The organism is Actibacterium atlanticum, assembly GCF_000671395.1.
GTDB classification, from domain to species: Bacteria; Pseudomonadota; Alphaproteobacteria; order Rhodobacterales; family Rhodobacteraceae; genus Actibacterium_D; species Actibacterium_D atlanticum.
This window is the reverse complement of sequence record NZ_AQQY01000004.1, coordinates 215,291-237,872: the sequence shown is the minus strand read 5'-3', so window position 1 is coordinate 237,872 and position 22,582 is coordinate 215,291. Positions and strand designations below refer to the sequence as shown.

Genomic DNA, 22,582 nt, shown 5'->3' with positions numbered 1-22,582 from the left:
ATGTTCCCGGCCCTTTGTGGTTTCGGGAAGTCGTGCTAACTGCGCTGCGTGGCAAAGAAAACCGGCAAGAAGAAAACCGAATCGAAGCTGTCTTGGCGCAGGGCGATCCCGCCTTTGCGCAAGCTGGTGTGGCGTGGTGTGCGGGTGGCCTCGGTTCTGTTTTTGGCTCTGGCTTTTGCGGTGGTGGCCTATCGGGTCATCAACCCGCCGATTACCCACACCATCTGGGCCGAACAGCGCCGTTTGGGCGAGGTTCAGCGTCAGTGGATCCCGCTGGAGGAAATCCCCCCGGTTCTGGCGCGTTCTGTCGTCGCGGCCGAGGACGCCAATTTCTGTGCTCACTGGGGCTTTGATATGGCCGCGATCCGCGCGGCGCTGCGCGAGGGGGCACGGCGGGGGGGCTCGACCCTGACCCAGCAGACGGTCAAGAACGTCTTCTTGTGGCAAAACCGCAGTTGGCTGCGCAAAGCGCTTGAGGCATTCATCACGCCCATGGTCGAAGCCGCCTGGCCCAAGCATCGGATCATCGAGATTTATCTGAACGTGGCCGAGTTCGACGAAGGTGTTTTCGGCGTAGAGGCCGCCGCTTGGCATTACTTCCGCAAGATGCCCGCCGATCTGACTGCCAAACAGGCGGCGCGTCTGGCTGTGGTGTTGCCCAACCCCAAGGGGCGCAATGCTGCCGACCTGCCGCCAGACCTGCTGCGCCGGGTCTCGCGGGTGATGGATGGCGCTGCCACGATACAGGCGGATGGCCGCGCATCCTGTCTGGGTGGTTGAAAATCCCGCCCGCGCACGGCAAGAGGGTGGATATTCTTCTCTAAGTGCTGGGTCGCGCCATGAATCGCATGTTCCATGTTCCTCTGTCTCCGTTTTGTCGCAAGGTGCGCTTGGTGATGGCGGAGAAAAAGATCGAACTGGAGCTGATCGAAGAAAAGTACTGGGAACAATCGCCCGAGTTCATGCGCCGCAATCCTGCGGGCAAAATTCCGGTGGTGCGCATGGATGGGCGTACCCTGTCAGAAAGCACGCCGATTTGTGAGTATATCGAGGAAACGCATCCCACCCCGTCGCTGATGCCCAACGACCCCGCTGCACGGTATGAAGTGCGCCGTTTGGTGGCGTGGTTTGACGATAAGTTCCACAACGAGGTGACGTCGAAGCTGCTCTATGAGCGGGTCAATAAAAAGGTCATGGGGCAGGGTTACCCGGACAGCAAGAACGTCAAAGCGGGCGCGCAGAAGATCAAGTATCATCTGGACTACATGACCTGGTTGCTGGATCAACGCCGGTGGCTGGCCGGGGATGTGATGACGCTGGCTGATTTTGCGGCGGCTGCGCACCTGTCCTGTTTGGATTATATTTCCGATGTCGACTGGAACCGGAGCGCCAATGTCAAAGACTGGTACGCCAAGATCAAATCGCGCCCGGCGTTTCGCGGGCTGCTGGCTGATCAGGTGTCCGGATTTCCGCCGCCGGCCCATTATGCTGATCTGGATTTTTGATCCGTCAGGCGGTTGCCCGTGCTGAAACAGGCTTTGATTTCGCGCGCGCTTGAGGAAGGCTTTGCCAAGTGTCGCATTATGCGGCCCGATGCGGTGCCGGAGCTGCCTGATCGTTTGGCCGCCTTTGTTGAACAGGGCTATCACGGCCAGATGGGCTGGATGGCCGAGCGGATGCAGTGGCGCGGCAACCCGGCGGCCCTGTGGCCCCAGGCCAAGTCCGTGATCATGCTGGCCGAACCCTATACGCCCGACGAAGACCCGATGGAGGTGATCGCCCAACCCGACCGCGCGGCGATTTCGGTTTATGCCCGCAATCGTGACTACCACGATGTCGCCAAGAAGCGGCTTAAGCGGCTGGGGCGTTGGTTGCTGGAACAAGCGCCGGGCGAGGAAATCAAGGTTTTTGTCGACACGGCCCCGGTGATGGAAAAGCCTTTGGCGCAGGCTGCGGGCCTTGGCTGGCAGGGCAAGCACACCAACCTGCTGGGGCGAGATCTGGGCAGTTGGTTCTTTCTGGGCGCGCTGTTCACCACCGTGGAATTCGAGCCTGATACACCCGAAATCAACCATTGTGGCAATTGTACCGCCTGCCTTGAGGCCTGCCCGACGGATGCTTTTCCGGCGCCCTATCAGATAGACGCGCGGCGCTGCATTTCTTATCTGACGATTGAACACCATGGCCCCGTCGACGAAAAGCTGCGGGCTAAGATGGGCAACCGGATATATGGCTGTGACGATTGTCTGGCGGCCTGCCCGTGGAACAAGTTCGCGGTCGAGGCGTCCGAGATGAAATACGCCGCGCGCGACGATCTGATCGCGCCAAAGCTGGCCGATCTGGCTTTGCTGGATGACGCTGGGTTTCGCGCGCATTTTTCTGGCTCTCCGATCAAGCGGATTGGGCGCAACCGTTTTGTACGCAATGTGCTCTATGCGATCGGAAACTCGGGGGATGCGTCTCTATTGCACCCTGCACAGGCTCTTTTGGATGACCCGGATGATACCGTTGCGGACGCGGCGCGCTGGGCGGTGGCGCGGCTATCGAAAAAGTGAGGACACCGAGCAGTTTGCCGGTGTAGCCTGATGCTATGAAACATTTGATCGCTTTACTGCTGCTGGCGGCGCCTGCCTGGGCGCAGGTCGCGCAAGACCCGCCGAACGTTCCGCATTTCAAACCCGCTTTTGAGGGGCAGACCCGTGCGCCCGAAGCCATTTCAGGTGCGTTAGAGACTGAAATTCTGGCCGAAGGCATGGAACACCCATGGGGCATCGCGCCCTTGCCGGGCGGGGACTACCTGTTGAGCGACCGTGAAGGCACGCTGCATGTTTTGGCGACCCAGGGCGGGCTTTCGGCGCCGATCATGGGGATGCCTAAGATCGCGGTAAGGGCGCAGGGCGGTTTGTTGGATGTGGCGATCAGCCCGGGTTTTGCCACGGATCGTCTGGTCTATTGGAGCTATGCTAAACCGGTTGGGGCAGGGCGCACGTCTTTGGCGGTCGGACAAGGTGAGTTGAGCGCCGACAGAGCCGAATTGCGCAATGTTAGAGACGTTTTTGTGCAGCCCAATCCCAGCCTAAGTCCGTTGCATTATGGCTCGCGGCTGGTGTTTGCGCCGGATGGGGCACTGTTTGTGACCACCGGCGAGCGCTTCACGGACCGGGATCTGGCGCAGGATCCCAAGTCTACCTATGGCAAAGTGCTGCGGATCAAGGAGGGCCAAACCACGATCTGGAGCATGGGGCACCGCAACATTCAGGGCGCGGCGTTGGATGCGACGGGGCAATTGTGGACGGTCGAACATGGCCCGCAAGGTGGCGATGAGCTGAACGTCATCAAACGCGGCGCCAACTATGGCTGGCCGGTGATTTCGTATGGTGAGAACTACAACGGCACCCGCGTGGGCAAGGGCATCACGCAGGCAGAAGGCATGGAACAGCCGATCTATTATTGGGATCCGGTGATCGCCCCCGGTGGGATGTTGTTTTACGACGGGCCGATGTTTGCCAAGGGCGACGTTTACATCGCGTCGCTCAATCCCGGTGGGTTGGTGCGGCTGCGGCTGAAAGAGGGGCGTGTCGCAACCGAAGAGCGTCTGTTTCCCGGCTATCGCATCCGCGACGTAGAACAAGCCCCGGACGGCGCGTTGATCGTGCTGGTGGATGGCACCGGCGAGGTGTGGCGCGTGACGCCGAAATAGGCTCTATTGCGCCGGAATCTGGAACGTGAGCGCGGCCCAGTGGCTTTCCCAGACTGGGCCGGCTTTGACATCATCATTGCCGGTATCCAGCAACACCACCGCATCCAGCAGATAGGCGTATCCTGTCTTTACCGGTATCTGCGCAACACCGTCAGCATCGGTTCGGGTCAGAGAGACTTCGACCGCGCCGTCCGGGGCCATCTCAAACACTTCGACTTGCGCGTTGGGGCGGGGCTGGCCTTCGAAAAATACCTGTACGGGAAGATCCCCGGAGAACGGCAGATAGGGGTTGGCCAGCGCTACAATCTCAGCCCTTAGGCCAATCTGGCGATCCATCCCCGTGCCACTGCCCACGGCGATCAGGCTTTTGACATGCCGGGTATAGCTTTCGCGGAACTTTGTCTGCGGCAGGCCGCGATCCAGATGTGCCTGGGGCAGGCCGGGGAAATCTTTGTGGCTGACAAAGTTCAGAAATTTCTGCCATTCGGAATAGGTCAGGAAGTTTCCGGCGGTCACGTGCACCAGCGTCACAAGGCCGCGCTTGGGCGCGACGGTTTGTATGGCGGGTTTGTCCCCCAGGCGCGGGGTCAGATCAGTCTCTGTTTCACCTGAAATCATGGACAAACGCGAGACCTGGGCTGGAAAGTACGACAGCGCGATACCCTTGAAATTTTCCCCCACGCGGATGTCTGCGATGATGGCGTCGCCAGAGCCAACGCGATAAGATTGGGGTTGAAGCCAGGATTCATGGGCAAGCGCGACAGGCGCACTAAGTAAAGCGAACAGAAGAAACAGGGGCAGACGCATGGGACAGGCCATCCATATGTTTATTGGCAACTTGATGCGTGGGGTGATCATGTCAACCCTGTTGGCTTTTTCGGTTAGCGCGCACGAGGTTCAACCCGCCGTCGGCGACGTGACGGTAAACGCGCAGGAAGCTCGGGTTGAATTGCGATTGGCGCTGGAAGGAATTGTCGCCGGGGTCGATTTGAATGGGCTTGAAGATACGAATGATTCCCCGCTGTCTGGATTTTATGATCGGTTGCGCGCGCAAGAGCCAGCCGAGTTTCGCGCGGCGTTTGACAGGGCCTGGCCGCGCATCGCCAGTGACATTCGCATTGAGGTCGAAGGCACCCGGATCACGCCCGAGCTGGTCGATTTACGCATTCCCGAGGTCGGCGATGTTCAACTGCCCCGCGAATCGGTGCTGATTTTGCGCGCGGCTTTGCCCGAAGGCACCGCGCCCGTCAGCATTGGCTGGAATCCCGGTTATGGTGCGTTGGTTCTGCGGCAGCAGGGTGCGGGGGATGACCTATATACCGGCTATCTGAGTGCAGGCACGATGAGCGACCCGCTGCCGCGTGAGGGCATTGCCCAGAAGTCCGCCTTGCGTGAGTTCGGCGAATTCATCGTGATCGGGTTTGAACATATCCTGCCCAAAGGGCTGGATCATATCCTGTTCGTGCTGGGCATCTTTTTCTTTTCGGCCAAGCTGGGGCCACTGTTGTGGCAGGTCACTGCCTTTACCTTGGCGCATACGGTGACATTGGCGCTTGCGACCCTGAAAATCGTCACTGTTTCACCTGAAATCGTTGAACCTCTTATCGCGGCATCGATCGTGTTCATCGCGTTCGAAAACCTGCGTGGCGGTCAGATCGGGCCGCTTCGGCTGGGGCTGGTTTTCGGCTTTGGGCTGCTGCACGGGCTGGGTTTTGCCAGCGTGCTGGGGGATGTCGGGCTGAACCCATCGCGGTTTGTCGCGGATTTGATCGGGTTCAATATTGGTGTTGAGATCGGTCAGCTGACGGTGATCGCGATTGCCTATATCGCCGTGGCCAGTTGGGCGCGCCATAAGCCGTGGTATCGCCCGGTTGTCGCAATGCCGATTTCGGTGGCCATCGGTCTGGTCGGGGCTTGGTGGGTGGTTGAGCGCACTTTGCTGTGAATTTGTGTTATGGTGGTCCTCCATCAAGGAGGAGCCCATGAAACGTCTGAAGCTTGACCGCAACAAAACGCGAGGCGCCCAGCGTGCGCTGAACTTCTTAAGAATTGAGCGCCAGAGCGGCCCGCACCCATCTGCCGTGATGCTTGGGCGTCGTCCGGTGCAGATGCCCTCGGATAACCGATTGGCACGCTATGCCCGGATTGAGCGCCAGAGCTGACGCCTAGGCGACCAGCCAAGACCAGCAGACCAAAGGCGGGCCATTTCGGCCCGCTTTCGCTTTGTTAAGGCAGGTTGGCAAAATCAGTTGAGCGCAGCCAGCAGCCAGAGGTAGTAGAAGGCCATAGATTTCATTCCGAGGATTCAATGGCGGTCTTGTTTTGGTATTTTCTGGGCGTCAACCTTTTGACCTATGTCCTGTTCTTTTGGGACAAGCTGATGGCCATGCGCGGCGGGTGGCGGGTGCCGGAAAAGACGTTGTTGATGTGGGCATTTTTGGGCGGCAGCCCATTGGCGAAAGTGGCGCAACGACTGATGCGGCACAAAACCCGTAAAGAGCCATTCAGATCAAATCTGAACCGGATCATTGTGGTGCAATGCCTATTGGCGACGTTGCTGTGCATACCAGATGTGCGGCATGTCATTCTGGCCGAACTGTCGCAAGTTCTGGGCCTGAGTTGAACGGGGCGGCCCCAAAAGGCCACCCCGGATATGTTAGCTGCGCACCAACTTTTCGTAGGATTCGGCAATGTCGCGCGTCAGCGCGCCGACTTCGAAAGTGTAGTCGCCGATCTGGCCCACCGGTGTGACTTCGGCGGCGGACCCTGTCAGCCAGCACTGTTCAAACTCGGCCAGCTCCTCGGGCATGATATGGCGTTCATGCACGGTGATGCCGCGATCTTTGAGCATGCCGATCACGGTCTGACGGGTCAGCCCGTTCAGGATCGCGTCGGGCAGCGGCGTGTGGACCTCGCCGTCTTTCACGAAAAAGACGTTGGCGCCGGTCGCTTCGGCCACATAGCCGCGATAATCCATGAACAGTGCATCCGAACAGCCTTTGGCCTCGGCCGCGTGTTTGGACATGGTGCAGATCATGTACAGGCCAGCCGCCTTGGCCGCTGTAGGGATGGTTTCGGGCGAGGGGCGTTTCCACTTGGCGATGTCCAGCTTGGCGCCTTTCATCTTGGCGTCGCCGTAATAGTCGCCCCATTCCCAGGCAGCGACCGCAACGCGCACCGGGTTCTTGGCGGAACTGACACCCATGTCTTCGCCCGCGCCGCGCCAGGCGATGACGCGCACATAGGCGTTGTGCAGGTTGTTGACCTTGATGACCTCTTCTTTGGCGGCCTCAAGTTCATCAACCGAATAGGGGATCGGCATATCCATCATCTCGCCTGAACGATGCAGGCGCTCGGAATGCTTGCGCGAGAGGAAGATCTTGCCCTCATAGCAGCGCTCGCCCTCAAACACGGAACTGGCGTAATGCAGCGCATGAGTCAGAATGTGGACGTTGGCATCGCGCCAATCAGTCAGCTTACCATCCATCCAGATCTTGCCGTCGCGGTCGTCATATCCGGCCATATCCTTCATCCTTTCTTTCTGGCCCTGCAGGGGCGATTTTGCAAATGTTGCGCAAATTAGGTCCGCATCGGACATTATGTTGCGCGATTTCGCAGGATCGCTACCAATTGATTCTTGGAAAGTCAACAAGACTGACATAAAATCCCCAAAACAGACACGAAAAGTGAATGGAAGGGGGCGCGCATGTCAGACACAGGCGCGGGTTCGGGGGGAAGCGGCGAAAGCCTGCTCTTTCTGACGGATGAACAGCTGCGCAAGGGCATCGAGGCGATGTTCTTTGCTTATCGCGGATTCACCGCAGACCCGGATCGGATTTTACAAAAACATGGCTATGGCCGCGCGCATCATCGTGCGGTTCATTTTATTCATCGCACGCCCGGGACGACAGTGAACAACCTGTTGTCGGTTCTGGGCGTGACCAAGCAATCGTTGAACCGTGTGCTGCGCACCCTGATCGAGGATGGTCTGGTTGAAAGCCGGGTTGGGCAGCGCGACAAGCGTGAACGCCACCTGTATCTGACACTGGCCGGAGAAGCGCTTGAACAGGCGTTGTCAGATGCGCAGCGTGCGCGGATGCGCGCGGCTTATCGTACCGCCGGGCCGCAGGCCGTGTCCGGGTTTCGCCAGGTTTTGGAGGCAATGATGGATCCGGAAATGCGCAGACATTTCGCAGCAACGCGGGACGGTGACCAATGAGCGGTGACATTCATCTGTTGATCGTAGATGACGATGAACGCATTCGCGGGCTGTTAAAACAGTTCCTGATGCGCAGTGGTTTCATTGTCACGGCAGCCCGCGATGGCAAGCACGCCCGCAGCCTGTTGGCCGGGCTAGAGTTCGACATGATCGTGCTGGACGTCATGATGCCCGATGTCGATGGCATCACCCTGACAAAAGAGCTGCGCGAAACCCTTGCCACGCCGATCCTGTTGCTGACGGCGCGCGGCGAAACCAGTGATCGTATCTCGGGGCTGGAAGCGGGGGCCGATGATTATCTGACCAAACCGTTCGAGCCCAAAGAGCTGCTATTGCGGATAAATGCGATCCTGCGTCGCATGCCGCAGGTGCCCTCGGAATCCGCTGGGCCCAAGGTGCTGCATTTGGGGCCAGTGCGCTATGACATCGACCGTGGAGAGATGTGGCGCGGCGATGATCTGGTGCGTCTGACGGCAACAGAAAGTCAGCTGATGCGGATTTTCTCGGCCCATCCGGGTGAGGCTCTTAGCCGATCGCGGCTGGTCGAGGATCTGGGCCGGGATCGCGGCCAAGCGCAGGAACGTGCGGTTGATGTTCAGATCACCCGCCTGCGCCGCAAGATCGAAGATGACCCCAAGCAACCGCGCTTTCTGCAAACTGTGCGGGGCGAAGGGTATCTGTTGGCGCCGGACTAAGACCATGACCACCGCTTACTTTAGCCATCCCGATTGTCTGAACCACGTTACCCCGCCCGGGCACCCGGAACAGGTCGCGCGGCTGGAAGCCATCGCACAGCGACTGGCGATGCCGCAGTTTGCTGATCTGCTGCGGTTGGATGCGCCGCTGGCCGAAGAGGCCGAGATCGCGCGGTGTCACCCGCCCCAGTACGCGGACGCAATCAAAGCTGCGGTGCCTGAAAGCGGCTATGTGTCTTTGGATGCAGACACGCATATGTCGCCGGGGTCTTACGCCGCGGCCTTGCGTGCGGTCGGGGGCAACCTGAAGGCCGTGAATATGGTTCTGAGCGGGCAGGCACAAAATGCCTTTGTTGGCTGTCGCCCGCCCGGGCATCACGCCGAACAGGCCAAGCCAATGGGGTTTTGCCTGTTTGGAAATGTTGCGATTGCTGCGAAATACGCGCTGGATCATCACGGGCTGGAACGTGTTGCGGTGGTCGACTTTGACGTGCACCACGGCAATGGCACGCAGGCGCTGTTGTGGGATGAACCGCGGGTGCGGTTTGTTTCAACCCATCAATCGCCCCTATGGCCGGGCACCGGTGAACGCGCCGAGCGCGGTGCCCATGGCAATGTCATGAACCTGCCGCTGGCGCCGCACTCTGGCGGGGCTGACCTGCGCCGCGCGATGGAGCAGTATGCGCTGCCGATGCTGGATGAATTCGCGCCCGAACTGGTGTTGGTTTCGGCCGGGTTTGACGCCCATATGGCTGACCCTTTGGCGCAGTTGAACTGGACCACCGATGATTTCACATGGGTCACGCGCATCTTATGCGATCTGGCCGACGACCATGCGGGGGGCAGGCTGGTCTCGACACTTGAGGGTGGATATGATCTTGAGGCACTGGCCGCCAGCGTGGCGGCCCATGTGCAGGTTTTGATGGAGCGCGGATCGTGAGCGAAAAACCCGTAACCGAGATGAGTTTCGAAGAGGCCATGCGCGAGCTGGAGCAGGTCGTGGGCCAATTGGAGCGCGGCGATGTTCCGCTGGAACAGTCCATTCAGCTGTATGAACGCGGGGCGCAGCTGAAAGCGCGCTGCGAGGAAAAGCTGAAAGAGGCCGAAGAAAAGGTCGCGGCGATTACGCTGGACGCCAATGGTGCGCCCACTGGCACGACCCCGGTCGAAGGCCAGTAAATGTTTCAAACTCGGCTGAACGACGTTGCCGCTGAAGTTGGCGCGCATCTGGACGATGTGTTGGCTGGTTATCCCGATCAGCAGGTGATCCATGCGATGCGTTATGCCGTTTCTGGCGGCAAGCGTTTGCGCGCGTTTCTGGTGGTGGAAAGCGCGGCTCTGTTCGGCGCGGGCGGCGCGATGAATGCGGCCGCAGCGGTAGAGGCTTTGCATGCCTACAGCCTTGTCCACGATGATCTGCCCTGCATGGACGATGACGACCTGCGCCGGGGGCAGCCCACGGTGCATGTAAAATGGGATCAGGCCACCGCCGTTTTGGCCGGGGATGCGTTGCAGACCCTGTGTTTTAGCCTGTTGGCCGCCCCGGAGACGCATGCCGATGGTGCGGTGCGGGCCGATCTGGTGGCCTCGATGGCCGCTGCGTCTGGTGCGCGCGGGATGGTTTATGGCCAGGCGCTGGATATCGCTGCCGAAACCGCCGCGCAGCCGTTGAACCTTGATCAGATCATCGAGCTGCAGGCCGGCAAAACCGGCGCGTTGATCCAATGGTCAGCCGAGGCCGGCGCGCGTCTGGCGGGCGAAGATATTGCGCCCTTGGGCGCTTACGCCAAAGCGCTGGGTCTGGCGTTTCAGATCGCTGACGACATTCTGGATGTCGAAGGTGACGCGGCCAAGGCGGGCAAGCGTTTGCAAAAGGATGCCGAGGCCGGAAAGGCGACTTTCGTGTCGCTGTTGGGGTTGGATGGCGCTAAGGCGCGCGCAGCCGAATTGGTCGAACAGGCGGAGGCGGCGCTGGACATTTACGGCTCGCAGGCACAAACGTTGCGGGATGCGGCCAGGTTCGTCATCACCCGCGATATGTAACAGCGCGAGGCCAAAATGCGCGACACGCCCCTTCTGGACACGGTTCACAGCCCCGCCGATCTGCGCGGGCTGGGCGATGACGCGCTGTCGATTTTGGCCGATGAGCTGCGCGCGGAAACCATCAATGTGGTGTCGAAAACCGGCGGCCATCTGGGCGCGGGGCTGGGGGTGGTTGAACTGACCGTCGCGATCCACGCGGTATTCGATACCCCGCGTGACAAGTTGATCTGGGATGTTTCGCATCAATCCTATCCGCATAAAATCCTGACCGGGCGGCGCGGCCAGATGCAGACGCTGCGCCAACAGGGCGGGCTGAGCGGGTTCACGAAACGCTCGGAATCGGAATTTGACCCGTTTGGCACCGGGCATTCGTCGACGTCGATCTCGGCTGGGCTGGGCTTTGCCGTGGCGCGCGATCTGGCGGACGCCAAGGGTGATGTGATCGCCGTGATTGGGGATGGCGCCATGAGCGGCGGCATGGCCTTTGAGGCGATGAATAACGCGGGTCATCTGGGCAAGCGTCTTGTGGTGATTTTGAACGACAATGATATGTCGATTTCACCTCCCGTGGGGGCGATGTCCAGCTATCTGGCAAGGCTCTATTCCAGCGGAACATGGCTGAAATCGGCGCAAGATGCCCCCGATGAGATGCTGGAACAGGTCAGCTATCATGGAACGCTGTTCGAGGCGCTGGGCTTTACCTATGTCGGGCCAATTGACGGGCATGACATGGGGCAGCTTTTGGGCGTGTTGCGCACGGTGCGCGACCACGCCGAGGGGCCGGTGCTGATCCATACGATCACCCAAAAGGGTAAGGGGTATGGCCCTGCCGAACGCGCGGCGGATAAGGGCCACGCCACCGCAAAGTTTGATGTGGCCACCGGCACGCAGGAAAAGGCGTTGCCCAACGCACCCAGCTATACATCTGTGTTTTCGCAAGCCCTGATTGAGGAGGCCGCGCGCGATGACAAAATCGTCGCCGTCACGGCGGCGATGGAGGAAGGCACCGGGCTGAAAGCCTTCGCGGCGCGCTTCCCGAACCGGTGTTTCGACGTGGGCATTGCTGAACAACATGCGGTGACATTCTGTGCCGGGATGGCAGCGGCAGGCTTAAAACCGTTCTGTACGATTTATTCCACCTTCCTGCAGCGCGGCTACGATCAGGTGGTGCATGACGTTGCCATTCAGGGCCTGCCGGTGCGTTTTGCAATTGATCGCGCTGGGCTGGTCGGGGCCGATGGCGCGACCCACGCCGGGGCGTTTGATGTGGCCTATCTGGCCAACCTGCCGGGCATGGTGGTGATGGCGGCAGCGGACGAGGCCGAGCTGGTCGACATGGTCGCCACTGCCGCGGCCTATGACGATGGCCCGATCGCGTTTCGATACCCGCGCGGCGAGGCAACGGGCACGGAACTGCCCGAGGGCGGCTCGCCGTTGCAGATCGGCAAGGGGCGGATTATCCGTGATGGTACGCAGGTGGCGATCCTGTCGTTTGGGACGCGGCTGCAAGAGGTTCAGGCCGCTTGTGAGCTGCTGGCCAATGACGGGATCACCCCGACCGTCGCGGATGCCCGCTTCGCCAAACCGTTGGACCGCGATTTGATCCTTGAGCTGGTTGCCGCGCATGATGCGCTGATCACGATTGAAGAAGGTGCTGTGGGGGGCTTTGGCAGCCACGTAGCGCAGCTGTTGTCCCAAGAAGGTGTGTTTGATCGCGGCTTCAGGTTCCGCTCGATGGTATTGCCCGACACATTCATCGACCACGCCACGCCGCAGCAGATGTACGAACAAGCCGGGCTGACGGCGCGGGATATTGCCGACAAGGTCGCGGGCTTGCTGAAGTAATGGGGTTCTCCCGCCCGTCGTTGCGGCCCTTTGGGCCGCGCCTCCCGTTGGGCCGGGCGCCGCTGGCGCGGCGCGTTAGCGTTCTAAATCCAGCAGGGCGGCCAGACCGGCGCGGTAGTCGGGGTAAAGGAGTTTGACGCCCAGCTCGTCTTTTATCCGGTCATTGCGAACCTTTTTTGACTCGGCATAAAAGCTGCGGGCCATTGGGGTCATATCGGCGGTGTCATAGTCCACGGCGGGCGGCAGGGGCAGGCCCAGCAGTTCAGCGGCATGGGCGATGACATCTTGCGGCGGGGCCGGGTCATCGTCGCAGACGTTATAGGCGGCGCCGGGATTGGGGCGCTGGATTGAGGCCAGAAGGACCTGCGCGATATCTTCGACATGGGTGCGCGAAAACACCTGCCCCTGTTTGATGATCCGTCGCGCGGTGCCCTTGCGGACCTTGGCAAAGGGACCGCGGCCGGGGCCGTAGATGCCAGCAAGGCGGAAGATATGCAGGGGCAGGTTCAGGTCGGCCCAGGCGGCCTCGGCCTGTTTGCGGGCGATGCCGCGTTTGGTGGCGGGGGTGAGGGGCGTGTTTTCGTCGACCCAGCCGCCATTGTGATCGCCGTAAACGCCGGTGGTCGACAGATACCCGACCCATTCGAAATCGCCTGCGCACAGGTCATCGGCATAGGCGTTCAGCACCGGGTCGCCATCCGCGCCGGGCATGACCGAAGTCAGCAGATGGGTGGCCTGTGCAATCGCCGGGCGCAGGTCTTCGCCGGGCCAGATCAGCACCTCGATCCCACTGTCGCGGAGGGGGGCGGCTTTTTCTTCGGAACGGGTGGTGGCGATGATGCGCCAGTCGTCGGGCAGAAGGCGGGTCAGCGCGCGGGCGGAATAGCCGTGGCCGATGGAAATCAAGGTCTTGGTCATGGGAGGGATCATTCTCAGTATTGGTGCAGGGGTACTATTTGGTTGCAACAGGAGAGGGAAGCATGAACGTTTTGCCATTGTACAGCTCGCGTGAGACTTCGACTGGGCCGAAACGAGCGAGGAAACCTCCTATCTGGGAGGTATATTCTTCATGTTGCTGGGTCACGCTGGCATCCAGAAAGTACAAAAATGGTATGTGGAGGTCCCAGCAAAAAAGAGTGAAAATTTTCTCATCGGAACCGGCTATCTGGCATGTCGTTGGCTTGTCTGCACCAAGTGAAGTGTACAGTACGTCCCGATAGTTCGGGTAGATTGTCCCACCCATTTCTACGAGTAAGTCTTCCAACTGATCTTTGACTGTTTCTTTAGTTACTGTGGTTTGGCTTAAATCGACCCTGAATGTCGTTTGGCTGTTCTCTACTGGAATGCAAGCGCTCAACGAAATAAGGCAAAGCAACATTGCCGATAGGTGTTTCATGTCGGGCCTTTGTCTTAACTCCCTACGAGGATGGGCGACTTCAGGTGAAGGCGCAAGCGCAAGGGCAGGGTTGCGTGTTGTGAAAATTCGGGCACAGTTAGCGGAAACGGGAAGCGAGGCAGGGCATTATGGCAACGAACGGACAGAACCTTCCGGTGAAATCGCCACCTGCTGGGGTGCCGCGCAGTTTTTCTGATGCGGATGCGGCGGTGGCTTATCTGCAAGAGCTGTATGCTGAGGCCACCACATTCCTGCGCGATCATTTCGATGCGACGATTGCCGGGGCCGAACGCACCGCACGGTATCGGGCGTTTTACCCAGAGCTTCGGATCGTCACGACCAGCTTTGCCAAAATCGACAGCCGGCTGAGCTTTGGCCATGTGTCGGAACCGGGGGTCTATACAACCACCATCACCCGGCCCGATCTGTTCGCCAATTACCTGACCCAACAGATTGAGCTGTTGATTGAAAACCACGGGGTGACGGTAAGTGTTGGCCCGTCGATCACGCCGATGCCGGTGCATTTCGCGGTGGCTGGGGATGACAGCATCACCGTGCCCCAGGATGGGGCGCTGGATTTCCCGCTGCGCGATGTGTTCGATGTGCCTGATCTGGCCACCACGAATGATGACATCGTCAACGGGTTTGGCTTTGAATACGAAGACGGCGCCGCGCCGCTGGCGCCGTTTACGGCGCAGCGGGTGGATTACTCGCTGGCGCGGCTTAGCCATTACACCGCCACCACGCCTGAGCATTTTCAGAACCATGTTCTGTTCACCAACTACCAGTTCTATGTCGAAGAGTTCGAAGGTTTCGCACGTCAGATGTTAGCCGACCCTGACAATGGCTATACGGCGCTGGTGGGGCCGGGCAATGAGGTGATCACTGAATCGAGTGCCCATCTGCCCACCCCCGCCAAGCTGCCTCAGATGCCGACCTATCACCTGAAACGCGAAGGTGGGGCGGGGATTACCTTGGTCAATATCGGGGTGGGGCCGTCAAATGCCAAAACCGCGACCGACCATATCGCCGTGCTGCGCCCTCATGCGTGGCTGATGGTGGGGCATTGCGCGGGGTTGCGGAACTCGCAGTCGTTGGGGGATTTCGTGCTGGCCCATGCGTATCTGCGCGAGGATCACGTGCTGGACGATGACTTGCCGGTATGGGTGCCGATCCCGGCTTTGGCCGAGATTCAGGTGGCGCTGGAAACCGCCGTGGCCGAGGTGACCAAGCTGGCCGGTTATGACCTGAAACGCATCATGCGTACAGGCACCGTGGCCACCATCGACAACCGCAACTGGGAACTGCGCGACCAGTCCGGCCCGGTGCAACGGCTTAGCCAATCGCGCGCCATCGCGCTGGATATGGAAAGCGCCACCATCGCCGCGAATGGCTATCGGTTCCGGGTGCCTTATGGCACGCTGTTGTGCGTATCTGACAAACCGCTCCACGGTGAGCTGAAACTGCCCGGCATGGCGTCGGATTTCTATAAGACCCAGGTGTCGCGTCATTTGCTGATCGGAATTCGTGCGATGGAGCAGTTGCGCGACATGCCGCTAGAGCGTATCCACAGCCGGAAATTACGCTCTTTTGAGGAGACAGCTTTCCTCTGAAGCAAAAAACCACCCGCAAAATCGGCGATTTTCCACTGAAAATGACCACAACTTGTTGTGTTATAACCCAAGATAGACTTAAATTGCGCGGATAAGCCCCAAATCGAACTCGGGGTATGAATGAGGAGACCATACATGGCTAAACCGTTGACCAAGACTCAGCTGGTAGCTGCATTGGCAGAGGAAATGGGTGTCGACAAGAAAGCCGCCACCTCTGCGCTGGAAGCTGTCACGAGCGTAATCACCAAAGAAGTATCGGGCGGTGGTGCCGTGACGCTTCCTGGTGTTGGCAAAATCTATTGCCGCGAGCGCCCCGAGCGTATGGTGCGCAACCCTGCCACCGGCGAGCAAATCAAGAAAGACGCTGACAAGGTGGTCAAGATGACCATCGCCAAGGCGCTGAAAGACAGCGTAAACGGCTGATCTGGGCTTTACCAAGCCACAAAGTTAAGAAGGGTCGTCCTGGGGGCGGCCCTTTCTTTGTTTGAGGATGTGAAATGGATCTGCGTGCCATCGTTATGGGTCTGGCGTTTTCGTTGATGTGGTCGTCGGCCTTTACCTCGGCGCGGATCATCGTGGCCGATGCCCCACCGTTGTTGTCGTTGTCATTGCGGTTTTTGATTTCTGGCCTGCTGGGCGTGCTGATCGCCTTGGCGCTGGGTCAAACGTGGCGCCTGACGCGGGCGCAATGGAGGGCGACCTTTGTCTTCGGGCTGTGTCAGAACGCGTTGTATCTGGGTCTGAACTTCTTTGCGATGCAAACGGTCGAGGCGTCGCTTGCCTCGATCATCGCGGCTTCTATGCCGTTGCTGGTCGGTGCGCTGGGCTGGATTTTCCTGAAGGAACGGTTGCGTCCAATGGGCGTGATCGGGCTGGTCGCGGGCTTTGTCGGCGTAGCAATCATCATGTCCAGCCGGATTGGCGCGGGTGTCGATGTGGTGGGGGTGATGTTGTGCGTTCTGGGCGCTTTGGCGCTGTCGATCGCGACGCTTGCGATGCGCGGGGCATCTTCCGGGGGCAACCTGTTGATGGTGGTCGGCCTGCAGATGTTGGTGGGGTCAGCGATCCTTGCCGTGGTCGGCGGTGTAAGCGAGACATGGGATGTCACCTGGTCGCCGCCCCTGATTGCGGCGTTTGCCTATACGACGCTGGTCCCGGGTCTTTTGGCCACGTTTGTGTGGTTTGTTCTGGTCGAGCGCGTCGGTGCGGTGCGCGCTGCAACCTTTCACTTTTTGAACCCGTTTTTCGGCGTCGCCATCGCAGCGATGCTGCTGGGCGAGGCCTTGGGGCCGGGCGATGTGATCGGCGTAGCGGTGATCACGCTGGGAATTCTGGCCGTGCAGCTTTCGAAACAAATGCGCTGACGCGCATGTGATTTGGCGTTAGCGACATGTTTGATGACAGTCCCGCCGCACTGCGGCAGGGTGGCGTCATGGATTTAGTGCTTGGATATCTTGCGGGTCTGCTGACCCTGATTAACCCCTGCGTGTTGCCGGTTTTGCCAATCGTATTGGCCACCGCAGTGCAGGCCCACAAACTTGGCCCTGTCGCGGTTGCGGCCGGGATGAGCCTGTCTTTCGTGGCCCTGGGTATGTTCGTGACAGTTGCTGGCTATGCGCTTGGGCTGGACGAGACCATGATCGCCAATGGCGGTGCCGTTTTGATGATCGGTTTTGGTCTGGTGCTGCTGGTGCCGCGCTTTTCGGCCGGGTTTGCCACGGCAACGGCGGGCATGTCGGCCCAGGCTGATGGCCAGCTGGATCAGGTTGATCGATCTGGCCTGCGGGGGCAGTTCCTTGGTGGGCTGTTGTTGGGCGCGGTATGGAGCCCATGCATCGGGCCCACGCTGGGCGGGGCAATCTCTCTGGCCTCGCAGGGCGAAAGCCTTCTGTTTGCGGGCGCAATCATGGCCAGTTTTTCGCTGGGTGTGTCCACCATCATTTTGGCGCTGGGCTATGGGGCTCGTGCTGCCATTATGCGCCGTCAGGCGATGATGCGGTCGCTGGCCAATAAGGCCCGCCCGGCTATGGGCGTTGTCTTTGTCGCGGTCGGCCTGATGATCCTGTTCAAAGTTCACTACATGCTTGAAGCCTGGGCCGTGCAGAACCTGCCCGCGTGGCTGATTGATTTTTCTGTATCCATCTAACGGAGCTTAAACATGAACCGTCGTGATTTTCTTCTGATGACCTCGGCCGCAGCCGTGACATTGCCAACGGTCAGCTGGGCTGCGCCCCTGACTTACACCGACGGGCTGGTGCAAGAGCATCTGGCCAAAGGCGAAACCGTATTTCTGGATTTCAAAGCCAGCTGGTGTTCGACCTGTGCGGCACAAGAGCGCGTGATTAATGCGCTGAAGGATGAGTACCCGGACTATGAGAAAGCCATCACTTTCATTGATGTTGACTGGGACGACTACGGCAAATCGGATCTGGTGAAATCGCTGAAGATCCCGCGCCGTTCGACTCTGGTTGTGTTGAAGGGTGACGCCGAGCTAGGCCGTATTGTTGCCGGCACGGGCACCGCACAGATCAAAGAGCTTATGGACATGGCGCTGACGGCGGCGACAGCCTAAGTCAGCCAGACCAGAGCAATATTCAGTGTAACGAAAGATGCGGCCGTCGCCCCAAGCTGGGCGATGGCCGCAAGCCCTTCGTGGCCGGATTCCTGTGCGAAAACTGTGTACAGCCCGAACATGGGCATTGCCGCGGACAAGATAACGGCAGCCTTCATTTCGGGGGTCATCGGGATACCTACGGCCACGACAAGGCTTGCGAACAGCAAGGTCAGCGCGGGCTGCACCAGCAGTTTTCCAATGACGATCTGTAGCGCCAGAAGCCGCTCTCCGACCAGCTGCAACCCGACCAGCGTGCCCCCAATCACGATCAGCGCCAGCGCCGCCGCCGAAGCGCCCAGCATGCTGGTGAACTGCATGAACGAGGCAGGAACCGGGATGTTCAGCACCGAGACAATCAACCCGGCTGGCAGGGCCAAAAAATAGGGCCGCCGCAGCAGGTTTGTGATCAACCGCACAATGCCGCGCCCTCCGCTGCCGCCCCGCGCGGATTCAAAGAACAGCAGGCACAAAGGCAGGATCAGCAGGTTCTCGACCAGCAGGTTCATCGCCAAAACCGGTTCGGCGATGGCTGGAAACGTCAGCAGCATGATCGGATAACCCAGATAGACCGAGTTCGGGCAGGTACAGCCCATGGCCCCAATCGCACATCGGTTTGGGCCTGTGCCCGTAATGCGGAACCAGCCATAGGCCAGCAGGACTGTGCTTAGACCGCCAAGCGCATAGGCGGCCAGATAACTTGTGTGAAGCACTTCGCCGATCTGGCGGCTGGACACGGCGGTAAAGATCAGCGCGGGCAGGGCAATACTGACAACATAATTACCCAGAACGCGGATGTCAGAGGGTTTGAAAATACCCTTCCAGACGACGAAGTAGCCGACACCGATCAGGGCAAAGATCGGAAAGGTAATTCCAAGTATGTCCAGCATCAGCCGATCGTGCCGCCGGCATCGCCGACCTGACCGCGATGCAACATCAGTTGATCCAGCAGAACGCAGGCCATCATGGCTTCGCCCACGGGCACGGCGCGGATGCCGACGCAGGGGTCGTGACGGCCCTTGGTGATGATCTCGGCCGCTTCACCCGATTTGGTGATCGTTTTTCGCGGCGTCAGGATCGACGAGGTCGGCTTGACCGCAAAGCGCACCACCACATCCTGTCCGGTGCTGATCCCGCCCAGAATGCCACCCGCGTGGTTCGAGCTGTATTCGGGGCCGTTGGGGCCCATGGTGATCTCGTCGGCGTTATCGACGCCGGTCAGCATGGCGGCGGCCATGCCATCGCCGATCTCAACGCCCTTCACGGCGTTGATCGACATCATCGCGGCGGCCAGATCGGTGTCCAGTTTGCCATACACCGGCGCGCCCAGCCCGGCAGGGACGCCGCGGGCGACGACCTCGATGATTGCCCCGACGGAATTGCCGTCTTTGCGCAGCGCGTCCAGATCATCGGCCCACAGGTCGGCGGTTTTGGCATCCGGCGTCCAGAACGGGTTCTGTTCGATCTGATCCCAATCGAAATTGGCGCGATCAATGGCGCGCGCGCCCATTTGCACCATGTAACCGGTGATCTGAATGCCGGGCACAAGCGCGTCCAGCGCGGCGCGGGCAACGCCGCCAGCGGCCACACGTGCCGCCGTTTCACGGGCCGAGCTGCGCCCGCCACCGCGATAGTCGCGGATACCGTATTTCTGCCAATAGGTGATGTCGGCATGGCCGGGGCGGAATTTTTCGGCGATGTCGCCGTAGTCTTTCGAGCGCTGATCGGTGTTTTCGATCAGCAGCTGGATCGAGGTGCCGGTGGTCTTGCCCTCGAACACGCCCGACATGATCTTGACCGCATCGGGTTCGCGGCGCTGCGTGGTGTATTTGTTCTGCCCCGGCTTGCGCTTGTCCAGCCAGTGCTGAATCATCTCGGCATCCACCGCAATGCCCGGCGGGCAGCCGTCCACCGTGGCGCCCAGACCGGGGCCGTGGCTTTCACCCCAGGTGGTGACGCGGAACAGGTGACCGAAAGTATTGATGCTCATGGATGCGCTCCTTTCGGGCTGAAATACCGGGCCGGGCAGGGCGGGGCAAGCAAAAGGGCCGCAGGAATGAACCTACGGCCCTTAAATTACGACAGGTGTGCCGTTTACTTCAGGCTGGCCAGATAGGCGAACAGGTCGATCGCTTCTTCGGGCTTGCGCACTTTGAAAGACATTTTCGAGCGGCCAGATTCGCCGGTGGCTTCGGCCATCGATTTGCTGGGGTCCTGAACGAAGGCGGCAAAGACTTCTTCGGTGAAGACAACGCCTGCTTCGGCGGCGGCCATCTGCAGCTTGGAGTATTTGAAGCCTTCGACCGAACCGGCGGTCGCGCCAGCGATGCCATACAGGTTCGGGCCGGTTTTGGCTTTCTTACCAGCCAGAGTCTCGCCAGCTTCGTTGGCTACAACGTGGCACGATACGCATTTCTTAAAGGCTTTTTCGCCTTTGGCTACGTCCCCGGTGACGGTCAGTTCCATCTCCATGGTTTCGGCGGTGGCGTCGCCTTCGGTTGCGGTCTCAGCAGCGTGAGACTCGGCGAAGGCCGGTGCAGCGGCCAACAAGGTTGCGGCGACGATGGCCATAGTGGATTTCATGAAGATTCTCCTCTCATTCAAGACGCTGAATTTCAGCATAGTCCGGCTTCCCAACCGGTCAAACCTTTCGGGCGATTCCGCCTGCTCTTGGGCACAATACTGCGACAATGCGCCGCCCGACATGCGACTTTTGGTCAGGATGTCAGGCATTTCACTGCCTCATATTGCGAAAGGAATACTTTTCCCGACAAATCGTGCAGGAAATGCGTGCGGCTCAGGCGATCCATCACCGGGCCTTTAATTTCAGACAGGTGTAGCATCAACCCCATATCGCGCAGGCGATGGTCGATGGCTTCAAGTGATTCCAGAGCGGAACTGTCAATTGTGTTCACCGCCGAACACATCAGGACGACATGTTTCAGGTCGTCATCCCCGACCACGCGGTCATAGATGTAATCTTCAAGGTAGCGCGCGTTGGCGAAATAGAGGTTTTCATCCACACGGATCGTCAGGATGTCCGGGCGGGTCTCTACCTTGTGACGGTTGATATTGCGGAAGTGTTCAGTGCCGGGCACCAGGCCGACCTCGGCGATATGCGGGCGCGAAGTGCGGTAAAGAAACAGGAAGATCGACAAGATCACCCCGGCTGACACACCGATTTCCACGCCAAAGCCCAGCGTCAGCAGAATCGTCGCGGTGACAGCAGCGAAATCGGTTTTGGAATAGCCCCAGGTCGTGCGCAGGATCGAGAAATCCACCAAAGACAGCACCGCGACAATGATGGTTGCGGCCAGAGTCGCCTTGGGCAGGAAGTACAGCAGGGGGGTCAGCAGCAGGGCAGCAATGGCGATGCCGATGGCGGTGAAGGCGCCGGCGGCGGGTGTCTTGGCGCCGGCGTCGAAATTCACGACCGAACGGGCAAAGCCGCCGGTCACCGGGTATCCCCCGCTGATCGACGCCGCGATGTTTGACGCGCCCAGCCCGATCAATTCCTGATCCGGGGTGATGCGCTGGCGTTTCTTGGCGGCCAGCGTTTGCGCCACCGAAACGGATTCAACAAAGCCGATGATTGAAATCAGCAGGGCCGAGCCAAACAGGCTGCTCCAGACATCCATGTCAAAGCGTGGCAGAGTCAGCGGCGGAAGGCCTTGGGGTACGTCGCCCACGATGGCGACTCCGCGTTCGTGAAGTCCCAGTGCCCAGCTTAGCACGGTGGTGATCACAACGGCGCCCACCGGGCCGGCTTTGGCCAGGTTTCCCGCCAGCCGAGGTGACAGCCCGGCGGATTGCAACATGGGTTTCAGCCCGGTCCTGACCCAAAACAAGAAGGCGGTCGCACTGGCGCCAATGATCAGCGTCCAAAGGTTGGTTTGACCGATTTGGGAAACCAAGGATCCGATGAGTTCGGCCAGATTATGCCCCGAGGCGTCAATGCCCAGAATGTGTTTCATCTGGCTGGTCGCAATGATGATGCCCGACGCGGTGATGAACCCCGCGATCACCGGGTGGCTTAGGAAGTTCGCCAGAAACCCCAACCGGAAGATTCCCATCACCAACAGGATCACCCCCGATAGGAACGCCAGAGCGATGGCAGCGGCGATATATTCGGCGGTGCCTTGCAGTGCCAGATTGCCCACCGCCGCGGCGGTCATCAACGACACCACGGCGACAGGGCCGACAGCCAAGGCGCGCGAGGTGCCAAAGATCGTATAGGCGACCAAAGGCAGGATAGACGCATAAAGCCCCATTTCCGCGGGCAGACCGGCCAGTAACGCATAGGCCAGCGATTGTGGGATAAGCATAATCGTAACGATCACGGCGGCCAGAAGGTCTCCCTCCAGCGCATCGCGGTTATAGCGCCTGCCCCATTGCAAAATGGGCATGTGGCGCAGCAAAGGTTTGATCAGGTGGAAGCGCATTGGCTCCATCAACATATT

The 22,582-nt window shown here is 59.8% G+C and carries 26 protein-coding genes; 18 read left to right on the top strand and 8 right to left on the bottom strand.

Annotated elements, in window-relative coordinates; translation table 11 throughout:
- The first annotated feature begins 48 nt into the window (after positions 1-48).
- The 4 genes from mtgA to ATO10_RS08380 are packed head-to-tail and all read left to right on the top strand — an operon-like array spanning position 49 to position 3,700.
- On the top strand, positions 49-780 hold the full coding sequence (gene mtgA / locus ATO10_RS08395; protein WP_035250308.1) for a monofunctional biosynthetic peptidoglycan transglycosylase: 732 nt from the start codon (positions 49-51) through the stop codon (positions 778-780).
- 59 nt (positions 781-839) lie between these two features.
- Positions 840-1,505, top strand: coding sequence for an FtsZ-binding protein FzlA (fzlA, locus tag ATO10_RS08390; RefSeq protein ID WP_035250307.1), 666 nt, complete (start codon positions 840-842; stop codon positions 1,503-1,505).
- Positions 1,506-1,523: 18 nt separating this feature from the next.
- Entirely contained in the window at positions 1,524-2,555 is a 1,032-nt protein-coding gene (gene queG / locus ATO10_RS08385) for a tRNA epoxyqueuosine(34) reductase QueG (RefSeq protein WP_420313635.1), read from the top strand.
- 35 nt (positions 2,556-2,590) lie between these two features.
- Positions 2,591-3,700 (top strand): PQQ-dependent sugar dehydrogenase, encoded by a 1,110-nt coding sequence (locus ATO10_RS08380; RefSeq protein WP_035250303.1) that lies wholly within the window; start codon positions 2,591-2,593, stop codon positions 3,698-3,700.
- A gap of 3 nt (positions 3,701-3,703) precedes the next feature.
- Here the strand turns inward: ATO10_RS08380 and ATO10_RS08375 are convergent, their stop codons facing one another.
- Positions 3,704-4,507, bottom strand: coding sequence for a DUF4198 domain-containing protein (locus ATO10_RS08375; protein WP_035250301.1), 804 nt, complete (start codon positions 4,505-4,507; stop codon positions 3,704-3,706).
- A 16-nt stretch (positions 4,508-4,523) separates the two neighbouring features.
- On the opposite strand from ATO10_RS08375, the gene ATO10_RS08370 reads away from it, so the two are divergent.
- The 3 genes from ATO10_RS08370 to ATO10_RS08360 all read left to right on the top strand — a co-directional run bounded on the left by ATO10_RS08370 (position 4,524) and on the right by ATO10_RS08360 (position 6,323).
- Positions 4,524-5,645, top strand: coding sequence for a HupE/UreJ family protein (locus tag ATO10_RS08370; RefSeq protein ID WP_035250475.1), 1,122 nt, complete (start codon positions 4,524-4,526; stop codon positions 5,643-5,645).
- A 37-nt stretch (positions 5,646-5,682) separates the two neighbouring features.
- On the top strand, positions 5,683-5,862 hold the full coding sequence (locus tag ATO10_RS08365) for a hypothetical protein (RefSeq protein ID WP_035250299.1): 180 nt from the start codon (positions 5,683-5,685) through the stop codon (positions 5,860-5,862).
- Positions 5,863-6,008: 146 nt separating this feature from the next.
- On the top strand, positions 6,009-6,323 hold the full coding sequence (locus ATO10_RS08360) for a DUF1294 domain-containing protein (protein WP_035250296.1): 315 nt from the start codon (positions 6,009-6,011) through the stop codon (positions 6,321-6,323).
- A 33-nt stretch (positions 6,324-6,356) separates the two neighbouring features.
- Here the strand turns inward: ATO10_RS08360 and ATO10_RS08355 are convergent, their stop codons facing one another.
- Positions 6,357-7,223 carry a branched-chain amino acid aminotransferase gene (locus ATO10_RS08355; protein WP_035250472.1) on the bottom strand — a complete coding sequence of 289 codons (867 nt, stop codon included), beginning with the start codon at positions 7,221-7,223 and terminating at the stop codon, positions 6,357-6,359.
- Positions 7,224-7,406: 183 nt separating this feature from the next.
- Here ATO10_RS08355 and ATO10_RS08350 point away from each other — a divergent pair, with 183 nt between their 5' ends.
- From ATO10_RS08350 to dxs, 6 genes are read left to right on the top strand one after another with little or no spacing between them, the layout of a single operon-like run.
- Positions 7,407-7,919 (top strand): MarR family winged helix-turn-helix transcriptional regulator, encoded by a 513-nt coding sequence (locus tag ATO10_RS08350; protein WP_035250295.1) that lies wholly within the window; start codon positions 7,407-7,409, stop codon positions 7,917-7,919.
- Entirely contained in the window at positions 7,916-8,614 is a 699-nt protein-coding gene (locus tag ATO10_RS08345) for a response regulator (RefSeq protein ID WP_035250292.1), read from the top strand. Before ATO10_RS08350 ends, ATO10_RS08345 begins: the two co-directional genes overlap by 4 nt.
- A 4-nt stretch (positions 8,615-8,618) precedes the next feature.
- On the top strand, positions 8,619-9,554 hold the full coding sequence (locus ATO10_RS08340; RefSeq protein ID WP_035250291.1) for a histone deacetylase family protein: 936 nt from the start codon (positions 8,619-8,621) through the stop codon (positions 9,552-9,554).
- A complete protein-coding gene (locus ATO10_RS08335; RefSeq protein ID WP_035250289.1) occupies positions 9,551-9,793 on the top strand; it encodes an exodeoxyribonuclease VII small subunit in 243 nt (80 codons plus the stop codon). The genes ATO10_RS08340 and ATO10_RS08335 overlap by 4 nt, the downstream gene beginning before the upstream one ends.
- On the top strand, positions 9,794-10,657 hold the full coding sequence (locus tag ATO10_RS08330; RefSeq protein WP_035250287.1) for a polyprenyl synthetase family protein: 864 nt from the start codon (positions 9,794-9,796) through the stop codon (positions 10,655-10,657).
- A 15-nt stretch (positions 10,658-10,672) separates the two neighbouring features.
- Entirely contained in the window at positions 10,673-12,502 is a 1,830-nt protein-coding gene (gene dxs, locus ATO10_RS08325) for a 1-deoxy-D-xylulose-5-phosphate synthase (RefSeq protein ID WP_035250285.1), read from the top strand.
- A gap of 75 nt (positions 12,503-12,577) precedes the next feature.
- Here the strand turns inward: dxs and ATO10_RS08320 are convergent, their stop codons facing one another.
- Positions 12,578-13,420, bottom strand: coding sequence for an SDR family oxidoreductase (locus ATO10_RS08320; protein ID WP_035250283.1), 843 nt, complete (start codon positions 13,418-13,420; stop codon positions 12,578-12,580).
- Positions 13,421-13,454: 34 nt separating this feature from the next.
- The gene (locus ATO10_RS08315; RefSeq protein ID WP_035250281.1) at positions 13,455-13,898 is read right to left on the bottom strand and encodes a hypothetical protein; all 444 of its coding nucleotides are present in this window, start codon (positions 13,896-13,898) and stop codon (positions 13,455-13,457) included.
- A gap of 128 nt (positions 13,899-14,026) precedes the next feature.
- Between ATO10_RS08315 and ATO10_RS08310 the strand changes: the two genes are divergently transcribed.
- The 5 genes from ATO10_RS08310 to ATO10_RS08290 all read left to right on the top strand — a co-directional run bounded on the left by ATO10_RS08310 (position 14,027) and on the right by ATO10_RS08290 (position 18,083).
- Positions 14,027-15,511 carry an AMP nucleosidase gene (locus ATO10_RS08310; protein WP_051598039.1) on the top strand — a complete coding sequence of 495 codons (1,485 nt, stop codon included), beginning with the start codon at positions 14,027-14,029 and terminating at the stop codon, positions 15,509-15,511.
- 135 nt (positions 15,512-15,646) lie between these two features.
- Positions 15,647-15,934: an HU family DNA-binding protein gene (locus tag ATO10_RS08305; RefSeq protein ID WP_035250279.1), complete on the top strand. Its 288-nt coding sequence runs from the start codon at positions 15,647-15,649 to the stop codon at positions 15,932-15,934.
- Between the two features lie 74 nt (positions 15,935-16,008).
- Positions 16,009-16,875, top strand: a complete 867-nt coding sequence (locus tag ATO10_RS08300) for a DMT family transporter (RefSeq protein WP_035250277.1) — start codon at positions 16,009-16,011, stop codon at positions 16,873-16,875.
- A gap of 26 nt (positions 16,876-16,901) precedes the next feature.
- On the top strand, positions 16,902-17,657 hold the full coding sequence (locus ATO10_RS08295) for a cytochrome c biogenesis CcdA family protein (RefSeq protein ID WP_337588301.1): 756 nt from the start codon (positions 16,902-16,904) through the stop codon (positions 17,655-17,657).
- Between the two features lie 12 nt (positions 17,658-17,669).
- Complete coding sequence (locus tag ATO10_RS08290; protein ID WP_035250275.1) at positions 17,670-18,083, top strand: thioredoxin family protein; 414 nt, start codon at positions 17,670-17,672, stop codon at positions 18,081-18,083.
- Here ATO10_RS08290 and ATO10_RS08285 read toward each other — a convergent pair.
- The 4 genes from ATO10_RS08285 to ATO10_RS08270 form a co-directional block, all read right to left on the bottom strand.
- Complete coding sequence (locus ATO10_RS08285; RefSeq protein WP_035250273.1) at positions 18,080-19,012, bottom strand: AEC family transporter; 933 nt, start codon at positions 19,010-19,012, stop codon at positions 18,080-18,082. The genes ATO10_RS08290 and ATO10_RS08285 overlap by 4 nt on opposite strands.
- Positions 19,012-20,112: a chorismate synthase gene (gene aroC / locus ATO10_RS08280; RefSeq protein ID WP_035250271.1), complete on the bottom strand. Its 1,101-nt coding sequence runs from the start codon at positions 20,110-20,112 to the stop codon at positions 19,012-19,014. The genes ATO10_RS08285 and aroC overlap by 1 nt, the downstream gene beginning before the upstream one ends.
- 104 nt (positions 20,113-20,216) lie before the next feature.
- A complete protein-coding gene (locus tag ATO10_RS08275) occupies positions 20,217-20,855 on the bottom strand; it encodes a c-type cytochrome (protein ID WP_238323431.1) in 639 nt (212 codons plus the stop codon).
- Positions 20,840-22,579, bottom strand: coding sequence for a SulP family inorganic anion transporter (locus ATO10_RS08270; RefSeq protein WP_051598038.1), 1,740 nt, complete (start codon positions 22,577-22,579; stop codon positions 20,840-20,842). Before ATO10_RS08270 ends, ATO10_RS08275 begins: the two co-directional genes overlap by 16 nt.
- Between the last annotated feature and the right edge of the window lie 3 nt (positions 22,580-22,582).